Raw genomic sequence first — 14,160 nt, 5'->3', positions numbered from 1 at the left:
ATGGCTTTTTGGTGCGGTCTTTTTTCCTGTAAGCCCCTAAAAATGCCAGAATAGTCTACCTTAAAATGACAGATGAGCAGGTTGGCACAGGGCTGGATCCAACGTCCGCCATCAATAATAGCAAGTTAACTGTCCGCATGAATTACAATGACGCTGAGAACAGATATGCAAGTTCCTTCTTTTGATCGTTCACTACTGCACCCACGTTATTGGCTGACCTGGCTCGGCCTCGGTATTCTCTACTTGTTGGTGCTACTCCCCTACCCGGTTATCTACACTATGGGTACCTCGCTGGGCCGTTTTTCTATGCGTTTTCTCAAACGGCGCAAGCGCATAACGCAACGCAATCTGGAGCTGTGTTTTCCTGATATGCCCCAAGCGGAGCGCGATGAACTGCTGGTTAAGAATTTTGAATCCGTCGGTATGGGGCTATTTGAAACCGGTATGGCGTGGTTTTGGCCCAACTGGCGCATTCAGCGCTGGTGCAGTGTTAGCGGGCTGGAGCATATCCAACGAGCACGCGATGAAGGTAAAGGAGTGTTACTGATCGGCTTGCATTTCCTGACGTTAGAGTTGGGTGCACGTATTTTTGGTATCTACAATCCGGGTATTGGCGTCTATCGCCCTCATGACAATAAAGCTATGGATTGGATGCAGACATGGGGCCGGATGCGGTCGAATAAAGCCATGCTGGATCGCAAGGATCTGAAAGGAATGATTCGTAGCCTTAAACAAGGCGAGATTATCTGGTATGCCCCAGATCATGATTATGGCCCACGCAGCAGTGTCTTCGTGCCGCTATTTGCTGTCGATCAAGCCGCAACCACCACTGGGACTTACCTGCTGGTGCGTATGGGTAAACCTGCCATTATCCCGTTCACACCGCGCCGTTTGCCTAATGGCAAAGGGTATCAACTGATTTTACAACCTGCGGTTGAGAACTTCCCTCTGGATAATGAAGTTGAGGCGGCGGCCTTTATGAACAAAGTGGTGGAAAAAGAGATTGTTCGGGCCACAGACCAATATATGTGGCTTCACCGCCGCTTTAAAACCCGGCCAGAGGGCGCGCCTTCACTGTATGAGTAATCGCTTAGATGAAAAAGATATTACAAATAATAATGAGAATTAGTTTATATCAGTTTTTTTGATACAATCTGTCAGTTTTATCCGCTAGAAAGATAGTATTTATCTGACTGATAATGCAAATAATTAATCTTAGTTATTATCTGGTTATTTTTTTCTTGATAAGGATATACACATGCTAGCAACGCTCAATCTCTGGTTCACGCGGTTAACTAATCACCCGGACGGCGGCAGACTATTATTGCGCCTTACGTTCGGTATTTTGATGCTATTTCATGGTGTGGCAAAAATTCAGCACGGTACTAGCTGGATAGCAGAGTCTTTACAAGCTCAGGGCATTCCGGGCTTTGTCGCTTATGGCGTTTACATTGGCGAGATTATTACCCCGCTGCTGATTATTCTGGGCCTGTTTACTCGCCCAGCGGCGTTTATTTACGCCGTTAATTTATTGGTTGCCGTATTGATGGTAGGTACCGGTAAATTCTTTACCCTGACTCAGGTTGGTGCTTGGGGTCTGGAAAACGAAGCTATGTATTTCTTGGGCGGCGTTGCCATTATGCTGCTGGGTAGTGGCCGTTATTCCATTACCAAGAACGAAGCTTACCGCTAAAAATCTGCGCTAATGCCGGATGTGATATTGAGCCACTCTTGCGCTAGCGGAGTGGCTTTTTTCATGTCTTTATGTTGATAAAAACCATACTGAATATAACATTAAGACCAATGAGTACTAATTTGTTATTCCCCAAACGAATAAGCTTATCCCACTGTTTCAAACCACCTTTCCATTTTAATAAAAACTAACATTCATCTCATTGATGTAAATGGACTATGGGCGCATACTTACCTTGCTAACTGTTTTCTTCTTGTGCTTTGTTGCCCCTTCAAACGCCCCTATCGACGAATAAAGAGACACAAAGCAATCACTTGCTTAATCGGTAATTTATGACCTCGGCTCCACAACCTATTAACTGGAAAAGAAACCTATTTGTCACCTGGTTAGGCTGTTTTCTAACCGGCGCGGCATTTAGTTTGATCATGCCCTTCCTGCCACTTTATGTGGAGGAGTTAGGTGTGAGCGGCCACCAGTCATTAAACATGTGGTCCGGTTTGGTCTTCAGCATCACTTTCCTGTTTTCTGCTATTGCCGCGCCATTCTGGGGCAGCCTTGCCGACCGGAAAGGCCGCAAAATCATGCTGCTGCGCTCAGCGCTCGGTATGGGGATTGTGATGGTATTGATGGGGATGGCACAGAATATCTGGCAGTTCTTGGCACTGCGAGCACTGCTGGGGCTATTGGGTGGCTTTATTCCTAATGCCAATGCACTCATTGCCACTCAAGTTCCTCGCAACAGAAGTGGCTGGGCTTTGGGGACGCTGTCAACCGGCGGGGTCAGCGGCGCATTAATTGGGCCATTGATTGGTGGGCTCTTGGCCGATAACTATGACTTGCGCCCGGTATTCTTTATTACGGCCGGGGTTTTGTTCGCCTGTTTTGCTATGACATGGCTGTATGTCAGAGAGCAATTTGCCCCAGTACTGAAAAAAGACATGCTCAATGGGCGGCAAGTATTTAACTCGCTAAAAAATCCGAAGTTAATCCTCAGCCTGTTTGTCACCACCATGATTATCCAGATTGCCACCGGTTCTATCGCGCCGATCCTGACGTTATATGTGCGTGAACTGGCGGGTGATATTCATAATCTGGCATTTGTCAGCGGCATGATTGCTTCGGTGCCCGGTGTTGCCGCGCTGATGAGTGCGCCGCGCTTGGGAAAACTGGGCGATAAAATCGGCCCGGAACGTATTTTGATTGCCATGCTGGCGCTCTCCATCTTGATTCTGATCCCGATGGCTTTTGTTCAGACGCCGCTACAACTGGGCATTCTGCGCTTTTTATTAGGCGCAACTGATGGCGCATTGCTGCCCGCGGTACAGACGCTATTAATTTATAACTGCACTAATCAGGTGGCTGGTAGGATTTTTAGTTATAACCAATCATTTCGTGATGTCGGTAATGTCAGTGGCCCACTATTAGGTGCGGCGGTTTCCGCCAGCTATGGCTTCCGTGCCGTGTTCTGTGTCACGGCGGTCGTCGTGCTGTTTAACGCGATTTATTCTTACTGGTGTTTGCAGCGCCAGCCACTAAAAGCACGGCAGCGTGAAGTTCAACAACCGCAAGACAGTTGAAAATAAGCCGCTGAACCAATAAAACCTTCAGTTTTCATTTTAACTTATTGATAAATATAATTAATAAGTCCACATTTCATTAGAAAATATCACGTATTATTGTAGCGAAAAGCGGTTAAAGCCAGAAACATAACCCTGATAAATGCGATGCGTGTCGACTTTTCATCTAAAAATACGATATAACCCCGATGGACACAAAAAAATGACGTTATTATTGCGTTAAATTCTACTGTAACGAGTGTTAAGCCTGAGAACCGGCCGCAGTGCCAAAAGGGTGACATTCGATGATGGTTTATTCGCTCATTTTACGGCGATTCTATGGGAAGACTTTATGCAAACCTCTGTTAACAACCAAAGCGGTCGTACGTTCTTTGGTCATCCTTATCCGCTCAGCGGGCTGTTTCTTTCCGAAATGTGGGAGCGTTTCTCGTTTTACGGCATCCGCCCCCTCTTAATTCTATTCATGGCCGCCACAGTATTTGATGGTGGTATGGGTCTGCCGCGTGAACAAGCTTCGGCTATCGTCGGGATTTTTGCCGGTAGCATGTATTTGGCAGCATTACCCGGTGGTTGGCTGGCTGACAACTGGCTTGGGCAACAGCGGGCGGTATGGTACGGCTCTATCCTGATTGCGCTGGGTCATCTGTCGATTGCTATGTCCGCCTTCTTTGGTAATGACCTGTTCTTTATCGGCTTAGTGTTTATTGTGCTGGGTACTGGCCTGTTCAAAACCTGTATCTCCGTGATGGTCGGGACGCTGTATAAGCCCGGCGATGCTCGTCGTGACGGTGGTTTCTCACTGTTCTATATGGGTATCAATATGGGGTCGTTTATTGCGCCACTGCTCTCCGGTTGGCTGTTGCGCACCCATGGCTGGCACTGGGGCTTTGGTATCGGCGGGATTGGTATGCTGGTGGCATTACTTATCTTCCGTGGCTTTGCTATCCCGGCGATGAAACGCTATGACGCAGAAGTTGGCCTGGACTCAAGCTGGAATAAACCCACCGTTCAACGTCAGGGTGTGGGCAAGTGGGTTACCGCCATCATGGCCGTGGTCGTGGTCATCATAGCCTTGATTTCTCAGGGCGTTATCCCGATTAACCCGGTGTTGATTGCCAGCTTACTGGTATATGTTATCGCCGCTTCCGTTACCCTCTATTTTGTCTATTTGTTTGCTTTTGCCAACATGAGCCGTAAAGACCGCGCCCGCCTGCTGGTGTGCTTTATTCTGTTGGTGTCAGCGGCATTCTTCTGGTCAGCTTTTGAACAGAAGCCAACTTCATTTAACCTGTTTGCTAATGACTATACCAACCGTACTGTTATGGGTTTTGAGATCCCAACAGTCTGGTTCCAATCGATAAATGCACTATTTATTATTCTGTTGGCACCAGTATTCAGTTGGGCATGGCCTGCGCTGGCGAAGAAGAAGATTCAACCGAGCAGTATCACTAAATTCGTCATTGGTATCTTATGTGCCGCTGCGGGCTTCGCCGTAATGATGTATGCCGCGCAGCATGTGCTTAACAGTGGTGGTGCCGGTGTTTCGCCATTGTGGCTGGTGATGAGTATTCTGCTGCTGACGCTGGGTGAATTGTGCTTAAGCCCTATTGGGCTGGCGACGATGACGCTACTGGCACCAGACAGAATGCGCGGTCAGGTCATGGGGCTATGGTTCTGTGCCAGCTCACTGGGTAATCTGGCGGCGGGTCTGATTGGTGGTCATGTTAAAGCAGACCAGCTTGATATGTTGCCAACCCTGTTTGCCCGCTGCTCAATTGCTTTAGTTATCTGTGCGGCCGTGTTGATCTTGCTTATCGTGCCTATTCGCCGCTTGATGAACAATACTCAGGGCCAACAAGCCGCCTAATAGTTATTGCTCAACCAAGCTCGATTCAAAAACCCGTCCTTGTGGCGGGTTTCTTTATGGCAAGTTTATATTAGTGAAATAGCTATAGCGCCCACCCTCGTTGCTGCAATACCACTCGATAACCATCAGGATCCTCAAAGGTTTTTCCGCTCACATCCCAATAAGGGTTATAAGATGTTACTGAGTTAAAACCAGCGACTAACATTTGTTGGCATTGACTGGCCCACAACTCCTCGTCCGGTATATAAAATACCAATAAGTTGTCCTGCGTCGGTGCCCTTCCTACCTCAACGCCACGGTGATGAGTAAATTCTAAATGATAGGCGTGGTGCGGATGACCAAGAATGACGCCATCGAATCCCTGATGATCAGTAAAGCGGCCTAATGGGGTGAACCCCAGACCACAGCAATACATCTCACTGACAATTTCAAGGTTATCTGTCGGTCTGGCAACCCGCATTATCGAGGCTGACGCTAATACCGGTGGATGAGTGGTGGCTGGTTTGACTGGCATCTATATCGCTCCTACTGTTATTCGTAGGGGCCGTGGCTGGCATCAATGGGGAGCATAAAAGTATCAACAATCATTGATAGGGGAACATCAATCACCGTGACATATTTCCATGGCCCCTCGCGCATATCCCATTGCACTCCGGGATAATATTGGTGTCCATGCCCCTGCCCCGGCACTGTACGGCTGATAATGCTACCGCAGCCGGACAACAGCATCAGACTTGTCCCCAGCAGTAAGCTTCGTATCAGGCCAGACCGGCGATTGATTGGTTTAAACATGGGACTCACACAATTTGCAGTTCAGATAATGAATGCTTTCAAATTCAGGACTGAATGTAGTTTATCATAGTGGCGTGTTAAGAAGCCGTGCAGCGAGTGTTAAGAGACGGCCTGATTAGCTGTAAAAAAAAACGGGCAATACATGCTGTAGGCCCGTTTTCTATTTTAGTATTACCGGATTAGCTACTTAGCTGCCGGGAACGCCTTCATATTATGCGCCAACTGGCGATAATATCCGTTCCAGACTCGATATTGCTCCGGCTGCTGCCACACTTGCTGGTGCAAACGCGCAATCAGTACCGGATCACTGAGCAGTTCCAGTCGCTGTAATTTAGCCAGTTTCTCTGGCCCAGCTTCCAGCGCCTGCGCTACCCGCTCGGTACGCACCTGTTCGATAATCGCGCGAGTGTGATGACGCGCAGTTGCCATGGCACAAACCAACGCGTTATATGATGGGTTCATCACTGCATGAAAGAAGCCATTACTGAGCGCACGCTGATGGTTAAGCTTCAGATACTCTTCCGTCGCCACCAATTCCCGTGGTGGACTATATTCTTCCGGGATCAGGAACAATTTAGCCCGTTTACTGGCAAGCCCCAAAGTGCGGCGGCTAGACAGAACCGAAACTACTGGCGAGAGAATCAACGAAAAGACAATCGGCGATAGCCACCACAAGAAGCGCAGATCCAGCCAGGCCACTCCACCCGCCCAGACCAAACCCAGTAATAGCTGTGGCCCATGACGCACCATCGCTTCACTCCAGGGAGTGGCATCATCATCACGCTGCGGTGAATTCCATTGCACTGACCATCCGAGGAAAGCGCTGACCACGAATACGGTGTGGAATAACATCCTAACCGGTGCCAACAATACTGAGAACAGCATTTCAGACAACATCGATATCAGCAGGCGTATTGCCCCACCATACTCTTTCGCCCCTTTCGCCCAGATCAAAATGATGCTGAGTAACTTAGGCAAGAACAGCAAAACCAAAGTGGTGGAGAACAGCCCGATGGCCAGTTCTGGCCGCCATTGAGGCCAAACCGGGAACAACTGACGTGGTTGCAAGAAATATTGCGGCTCCATTAGGGTATGTACTGCTTGCAGCGCAGTACACAGCACCAGGAACATAAACCACAACGGTGCCGACAGATATGACATGACGCCGGTGAGGAACACGGCCCGATGAACCGGGTGCATACCTTTAACCAAGAACAACCTGAAGTTCATCAAGTTGCCGTGGCACCAACGGCGGTCGCGTTTTAGCTCATCAAGCAAGTTAGGTGGCAATTCTTCATAGCTGCCCGGCAAGTCATAAGCAATCCACACCCCCCATCCGGCACGGCGCATTAATGCCGCTTCCACAAAGTCATGAGACAAAATAGCGCCAGCGAATGAGCCTTCACCGGGCAAAGGTGCCAGCGCGCAGTGCTCAATAAAAGGTTTTACCCTAATGATGGCGTTGTGGCCCCAATAATGGGATTCGCCCAATTGCCAGTAATGCAGGCCGGCAGTGAACAGCGGGCCATAGACTCGGGTCGCAAATTGCTGAACGCGGGCATACAGCGTATCCATACCGGATGCTTTCGGCGCAGACTGAATGATGCCAGCATTCGGATTGGCTTCCATTAGCCGCACCAAGCCAGTCAAGCAGCCACCACTCATTACGCTGTCAGCATCCAGAATCACCATATAGCTGTACTGACTGCCCCAGCGGCGGCAAAAGTCATCGATATTGCCACTTTTACGTTTAACCCGACGGCGGCGGCGGCGATAGAAAATACGGCCATGACCATCAACATCGCGGCACAGTTCCAACCAGGCTTTCTGCTCTGCTACACAGATATCAGGGTCATAGCTGTCGCTCAGCACATAAATATCGAAGTGCTCAAGCTGCCCCGTCGCGGCCACAGACTCATAGGTTGCCCGCAGCCCGGCGAATACTCGCTCTACATCCTCATTACAGATAGGCATAATCAGCGCAGTTCGATGCGCGGGATTTAACGCTTCATCCCCTTTAATGGTGGAAGAGATGCTGTATTTATCTTTGCCAATCAATAATTGCAGGAACCCCATCAGCGCAGTCCAGAAACCGGCAGAGACCCAGCAGAACAGAATGGCGAACAGAATAAGGATGCCGGTTTGCAGTAAATAAGGCAGCAATTGCATCACCGACACCTGCCAGTTCTGTTGCCAGATCTCGAAAGGATCGATTAATGCCCAGCCCTGATAAGGCAGAATGGTCTTCATATAGCTGGTAGCTATCGTGGTTTGCAGCACGATCAGTATCAGCAGGATATAGCGGCGCAGCGAACCCACGCTACGCCACTTTTTCTCAGCCGCCGCTTCTTCATGGCTCTGTGCCCGTGAAACAGGGCTGCGACCCAGCAATGAATCCCAAAAACGTCCTACTGGATTGGTGCGCCATGCTTGCGGTGCCATGCTGGTGCGGTTGATCGGCGGCATAGCATGAATAACCGTGCGCCCTTCTGCATCTTGCGCTAATAGCTTGCCATCATTCAGTGCATCCGGCCATGCAGCTTGCAAACGCGCATCAACGGAAGCCAACGCGCTGTCTTGCTCACTACAGGTGGGTTCAGATTCAGACATGCTGGCCGCCAGTTGCTGATGCAACAGAGGGATGGCATCCGGTGTGCTATCAAGTAGCACATCCTCAGGTAAAGCATCACGTAGCGCCCCTTGCTGCTGTGCAGTCAGGGGCAAGTCCGCAATGTAATCCTGTACAGGGGATTGATTTGACTTATTCATCGGCAGGTAGCTGATAGCTCCAGGTTTCAGTCAGGGTTTTATCGCCATTAACCAGCGCAGCGCGCATCTCTATCGGTTTTTTGGCATCCTTAACTTTTAGCCGCAGTGTCAAACGCCAGCCCTTAGTGACTGGGTTATAGCGGACAGAGTTTTCAATCAACTCACCGTTTTCATCAACACTCACCTGCGAGGCCAGTGGTGCATTCTCATCAAGTGATTTCAGCACTGGGCCGACAAAATCAACCAGGAAAGCCACACTGCCATCGGGTTGGCGAATCAGATTTGACTGTTTCACATCACCGGTTGAACGTAGAGTCTGTTTCACATAGGCCACTTCCGGTGAATGTAATTTCTCTTCATCACGGGTGAAATGCAGACGGTAGTTTAGATCCAAGGAGTTCTTCGCATCTGGCAACACGTCAGGTGTCCAGAACGCGACGATATTATCGTTGGTTTCATCGGCCGTTGGGATTTCCACCAGCTCAACTTTACCTTTACCCCAGTCACCGCGCGGCTCCACCCACGCACTTGGGCGCAGATCGTAGCGGTCGTCTAAATCCTCATATTGCGAGAATTCACGGCCACGTTGCAGCAGACCGAATCCTTTAGGATTTTCCACCGTATAGGTACTGACTGACAGATGTTTCGGATTGTTCAGTGGTCGCCAGATCCATTCACCATTGCCCGCATGAATAGAAAGACCATTCGAATCATGCAGTGCCGGACGATAGTTCAGCACAGTAGACGGCTGGCTCGGGCCAAATAGGAACATACTGGTTAATGGTGCAATCCCCAGTTTCTCAACTTTATCGCGCAGGAAGACTTTGGCTTGCACATCAATAGTGGTATCGCGCCCCGGATAAATCACAAAACGGTAAGCACCAGTGGCGCGCGGGGAATCCAGTAAGGCGAAAATCACCAAATGTTTATCATTAGGTTTTGGCCTTTCAATCCAGAACTCACGAAAACGTGGGAACTCTTCACCAGAGGCCAATGCCGTATCAATGGCCAACCCACGCGCAGAAAGGCCATATACCTGACCTTTACCAATCACGCGAAAATAGCTGGCACCCAACATACTGACGATTTCATCTTTTTTATCCGCCTTGTTAATCGGATAAAGCACTTTAAAACCGGCAAAGCCCAAATTCTTCACTGAATCAGGATCGTGTTTGACCGAGCCGAAGTTAAAATAATCCGGGCTATAATTGATAGGTTTTACACTGGTGGCGGTAACTTCATTAATCTGCACCGGGGTATCGAAATACATCCCCTGATGATAAAACTCTAACTTAAATGGCGTATCCAGTTTGGTCCAATATGACTTGTCATGGTTGAACTGAATCTGCTGGTAGTCGGCAAATTTCATTTCTCGAAATTGCGATGGAAGATTACTTTTTGGTGCTTCAAAGCTTTTACCCGCCAGAGCCTGTGCCTGTTTAGCCACATCATCTAATGAGAAAGCCATTGCGTGAGAAGTGAATAATGATAGCAGGAGAGTGATCCCCAGCCATTTGACGCTATTCGCGCGCGACCCTTTTGACATTCTATTGACGTTCGACAAAATATTAACTTGCACATCTCCCCCTAAATCACAACAGCCAAATTATTGACGGTTTATCCAGCAGGGCAAGCAGATAAATCCAGGTTATTGTTACGCCCGGAGTTAAACCGCCAGCTCATTGTGTAAACCAGTGGCTAAGCCACAAGCCTAGCAAGCCAGGCTAAAATACGCTATGGAAAATTATTAACCCTTATAGTAGTGTTTCTCGTCGCACTGATCCATTGATAACGTATATAGTTATCAACGAATATTTATTATAAAGAAAAAACCTCGGGCAAAATCAGATACGTTATTCTAATTCCGATAACAAATAGCGAATAAGTATGAAAAAAAACACTAACCAGCGGGAGTACTTTCTAGACGCAATACGCGCCTATTTGATGTTACTCGGCATTCCTTTTCATCTTTCTCTTATATACTCCAGCAATCATTGGGCCGTTAACAGCAGCCACCCGTCACTGCTATTCACTATACTGAATGATTTCATTCATGCCTTTCGCATGCAGGTTTTTTTTGTTATTTCAGGCTATTTTTCCTTCATGTTATATCAGCGTTATGAGCGCCAGCGCTGGCTTCAGGTCCGCCTGGAGCGTGTGGTTATTCCGTTAGTTACCGCCATCCCACTCATTACATTGCCACAGTTCTTCTTGCTCAAGAACTACACCGATAAATTACAAGATTGGAATTCATTTACAATTTATCAAAAAATAAATATTGCTATTTGGGAAGTTGTTTCGCACTTATGGTTTTTGTTAACCCTCGCATTACTGACCGGTATCTGCTTTTATCTGTTCCAGAAAATGAAGAATAAAAAACACGCAGTTCCTTCGGTGATAAAGGGAATGAATAATATAGGAAAAATCTCACTATCATTGTTTCTATTTGTATTTATTTATTCAGTAATACGCCGGATCATATTTCTCCTTAACCCAGAAATACTCTTTAATAGCGTCTTCAATTTCTTTGTTATGGAGACACTATTTTATCTGCCTTTCTTTTTGCTGGGTGCCTACAGTTTTATCTATCCTCCACTTAAGCAGGTATTTCTCAGGTTTTCACCGGGTGCGTTAGTGGCCTCAGTACTATTGTTCTGTGCTTATTATCTGAACCAACACATTAATACTTCTGAGTTTTTTGCTTTCGAGTTGGACCTTATTATCAAAGCATTAATGGGCGTGACTATGACAAACGTTGTCTACTCTTTTGGACATCGACTGCTCAATTATCCGTCACCACGTATCACTTATCTGGTTAACGCCTCGCTCTTCATCTATCTGGTACATCACCCATTAACCTTAATATATGGTGCCTTTATTACGCCACAAATTGACAATAATGGCCTGGGTTTCATACTTGGAATGGTCTTTGTTTGTTTGATTTCGTTTGTGCTATACGAGGTTCATCGCCGTATTCCTGTGCTGAAATTCTTGTTTTCTGGTAAGCCACAGCAGCAAACGGCGTAATCAAAGTATTATCCAAACGAATAATGTTATTGCTAAGCAATCTATGTATCTACATACCGTTTTGGCCATAAAACCGCTACACTGTCAAACCATCATGTAGATGCGGGATGGCAAGTGCCTCACTGTGCGCTCTGTTTTCAGAGCAACTATCCTGTTGATTCCTTAGCGGGATTTGTTTCACTTGCAGTGACAACAAAAAGAGGAATTGTGATGAATAAGCAAGAATCTATTGAGAATAATCCCACATCTGATACTACGTCCGTCACCGAGTTCAGCGCCCTGTTGGCCTTAGTTAGCCGCCTAAGCGGTGCACTGGACAGCGCGATAACGGGTAAAGATCGCAGTGTATTAGTCCATGAGCTGTCACAACTTTCTGTCGATACCCTGCCTGAGCAGGAAAAAATAGTCACCGCCGAGGCCCTACGCAGAGCGTTAGCAACCTTAAAACGTGATTAGTTTATAAACCAACGCTCACCCTTGATTCCCCGCTGGGCGATTAAAGGTGAGCGACCTGGCGGTTATCTGTACAATTCTGTTCTTATCCTCTTTCCTTCCCCACCGTCATTGTCATTACGGCGTCAATAACACATTGAATTAGGTCATATCTTCCCATCGATTCCAGCAAATCTGTGTATAATAATTTTGCTCGCCCTTCATTTATTTCGTTTACATCAGGAGATCTTCCACCTTGGACGCCATCACTATTAATAGCCTTTTTTTGATCGGCGCTGTGCTGGTAGGAGCCAGTATTTTACTGAGCTCACTCTCTTCTCGGTTAGGTATCCCCATCCTGGTCATCTTTCTCGGCATCGGTATGTTGGCGGGGACCGATGGCATTGGTGGCATTGCTTTCAATAACTATCCCGCCGCCTATCTGGTCAGTAACCTGGCGCTGGCGGTAATTCTACTTGATGGTGGTATGCGCACCCGGGCTTCATCCTTCCGCGTCGCGCTCTGGCCGGCTCTCTCACTAGCCACGGTGGGTGTGTTAATCACCGCAGGCCTGACCGGTTTGGCGGCGGCTTGGCTATTCAACCTAGATATTATTCAAGGCTTATTAATCGGTGCCATCATAGGTTCCACGGATGCAGCCGCCGTATTCTCCCTATTAGGTGGCAAAGGCCTCAATGAGCGCGTCAGTGCAACTCTGGAGATAGAATCGGGCAGCAATGATCCAATGGCGGTATTTTTAACCATAACCTTAATTGCCATGATTTCCGCCGGTGAAAGCAGCCTCAGTTGGATGTTCTTGGTGCACTTAATTCAGCAATTTGGTTTAGGGATTTTCATCGGGCTGAGTGGCGGCGGATTACTGCTCTTGCTGATCAATCGGATAGAATTACCGAATGGTTTATACCCACTACTGGCGGTCAGCGGCGGGATTTTAGTCTTTGCACTCACCACCGCAATGAATGGTAGCGGCATCTTGGCGGTCTATCTCTGCGGCCTGTTGCTCGGCAACCGCCCCATCCGTAACCGGGCTGGAATTTTACAAACCTTTGACGGCCTGGCATGGCTCAGTCAGATTGGCATGTTTGTCGTCTTGGGGCTGCTGCTTAACCCGAGTGAGTTGTTACCGATTGCCATTCCGGCGCTGATCCTCTCCTTGTGGATGATTCTGTTTGCCCGCCCGCTGTCGGTATTCATTGGTTTGCTGCCATTCCCAAGCTTTAATTTGCGTGAGCGAATCTTTATTTCATGGGTGGGCTTGCGTGGCGCGGTGCCGGTTATTTTGGCCGTATTCCCAATGATGGCGGGAATACCCAATGCAAATCTATTCTTTAATGTCGCCTTTTTTGTCGTGCTGGTTTCACTACTATTGCAAGGGACCAGTTTGTCATTTGCCGCACGCAAGACAAAACTCGTGGTGCCTCCGGCCTTGGCTCCGGTCGCGCGGATTGGTTTAGACATTGATAAAAATAATCAGTGGGAGCAGTTTATTTATCAACTAAGCTCCGACAAATGGTGCATCGGTGCCGCCTTGCGTGACTTGAAAATGCCGCAAGAAACCCGAATTGCAGCACTGTTTCGGGGCAAGGACTTGCTGCATCCAACCGGCAGCACCCGCCTGAAAGAAGGCGATATCTTGTGTGTTATCGGTCAGGAGCATGACTTACCGGCATTGGGGAAACTGTTTAGTCAGTCGCCTAGTATCCAGTTGGATGAGCGTTTCTTTGGTGATTTCATTCTTGATGCGGATGCAAAACTCCATGACATCTCCCAGATTTATGGCCTTAATCTGGAACCTGGCATCGATAAGCAGCAAACTCTGGGCCAATTCGTGCTCTATCTCTTTGGTGGTGAACCGGTTATTGGTGATCAGATTGAGTGGGATGGCCTGACTTGGACAATTGCCGAAATGGACTCTGATCGTGTCAGCCGCGTTGGGGTTAAAATTGTGACGGATAAAGCCTGATTTCCTCGTTACTTATTAT

Annotated in this window: 11 protein-coding genes; 7 read left to right on the top strand and 4 right to left on the bottom strand. The window is 48.0% G+C overall.

The window, feature by feature from the left end:
• The first annotated feature begins 165 nt into the window (after positions 1-165).
• The 4 genes from N0H69_RS11750 (at position 166) to N0H69_RS11735 (ending at position 5,137) form a co-directional block, all read left to right on the top strand.
• Positions 166-1,086, top strand: a complete 921-nt coding sequence (locus tag N0H69_RS11750; RefSeq protein ID WP_050151106.1) for a Kdo(2)-lipid IV(A) acyltransferase — start codon at positions 166-168, stop codon at positions 1,084-1,086.
• 172 nt (positions 1,087-1,258) lie between these two features.
• The gene (locus N0H69_RS11745) at positions 1,259-1,693 is read left to right on the top strand and encodes a DoxX family protein (RefSeq protein ID WP_050109034.1); all 435 of its coding nucleotides are present in this window, start codon (positions 1,259-1,261) and stop codon (positions 1,691-1,693) included.
• 332 nt (positions 1,694-2,025) lie between these two features.
• Positions 2,026-3,270, top strand: coding sequence for a multidrug efflux MFS transporter MdtG (gene mdtG, locus N0H69_RS11740; protein WP_050151077.1), 1,245 nt, complete (start codon positions 2,026-2,028; stop codon positions 3,268-3,270).
• A gap of 331 nt (positions 3,271-3,601) precedes the next feature.
• On the top strand, positions 3,602-5,137 hold the full coding sequence (locus N0H69_RS11735; RefSeq protein ID WP_050109032.1) for a peptide MFS transporter: 1,536 nt from the start codon (positions 3,602-3,604) through the stop codon (positions 5,135-5,137).
• 82 nt (positions 5,138-5,219) lie between these two features.
• On the opposite strand, the gene N0H69_RS11730 is transcribed toward N0H69_RS11735, so the two are convergent.
• The 4 genes from N0H69_RS11730 to N0H69_RS11715 form a co-directional block, all read right to left on the bottom strand.
• The gene (locus tag N0H69_RS11730; protein ID WP_050109031.1) at positions 5,220-5,651 is read right to left on the bottom strand and encodes a VOC family protein; all 432 of its coding nucleotides are present in this window, start codon (positions 5,649-5,651) and stop codon (positions 5,220-5,222) included.
• Positions 5,652-5,668: 17 nt separating this feature from the next.
• Positions 5,669-5,929, bottom strand: a complete 261-nt coding sequence (locus N0H69_RS11725) for a YceK/YidQ family lipoprotein (RefSeq protein ID WP_072077478.1) — start codon at positions 5,927-5,929, stop codon at positions 5,669-5,671.
• A gap of 183 nt (positions 5,930-6,112) precedes the next feature.
• On the bottom strand, positions 6,113-8,698 hold the full coding sequence (gene mdoH, locus N0H69_RS11720; protein WP_050151076.1) for a glucans biosynthesis glucosyltransferase MdoH: 2,586 nt from the start codon (positions 8,696-8,698) through the stop codon (positions 6,113-6,115).
• Positions 8,691-10,244, bottom strand: a complete 1,554-nt coding sequence (locus N0H69_RS11715; protein WP_050151105.1) for a glucan biosynthesis protein G — start codon at positions 10,242-10,244, stop codon at positions 8,691-8,693. The genes mdoH and N0H69_RS11715 overlap by 8 nt, the downstream gene beginning before the upstream one ends.
• A 341-nt stretch (positions 10,245-10,585) precedes the next feature.
• On the opposite strand from N0H69_RS11715, the gene mdoC reads away from it, so the two are divergent.
• The 3 genes from mdoC to N0H69_RS11700 all read left to right on the top strand — a co-directional run bounded on the left by mdoC (position 10,586) and on the right by N0H69_RS11700 (position 14,141).
• Positions 10,586-11,725 (top strand): glucans biosynthesis protein MdoC, encoded by a 1,140-nt coding sequence (gene mdoC / locus N0H69_RS11710; protein ID WP_050151075.1) that lies wholly within the window; start codon positions 10,586-10,588, stop codon positions 11,723-11,725.
• Positions 11,726-11,935: 210 nt separating this feature from the next.
• Entirely contained in the window at positions 11,936-12,181 is a 246-nt protein-coding gene (locus tag N0H69_RS11705) for a hypothetical protein (RefSeq protein ID WP_050121049.1), read from the top strand.
• A 232-nt stretch (positions 12,182-12,413) separates the two neighbouring features.
• Positions 12,414-14,141: a potassium/proton antiporter gene (locus N0H69_RS11700; protein WP_050109027.1), complete on the top strand. Its 1,728-nt coding sequence runs from the start codon at positions 12,414-12,416 to the stop codon at positions 14,139-14,141.
• Positions 14,142-14,160 lie beyond the last annotated feature (19 nt).

The sequence above is a fragment of the Yersinia alsatica genome (assembly GCF_025133195.1).
Lineage (GTDB): Bacteria > Pseudomonadota > Gammaproteobacteria > Enterobacterales > Enterobacteriaceae > Yersinia > Yersinia alsatica.
The sequence above is the reverse complement of the archived record's forward strand: the minus strand, read 5'-3'. Positions and strand labels throughout refer to the sequence as shown.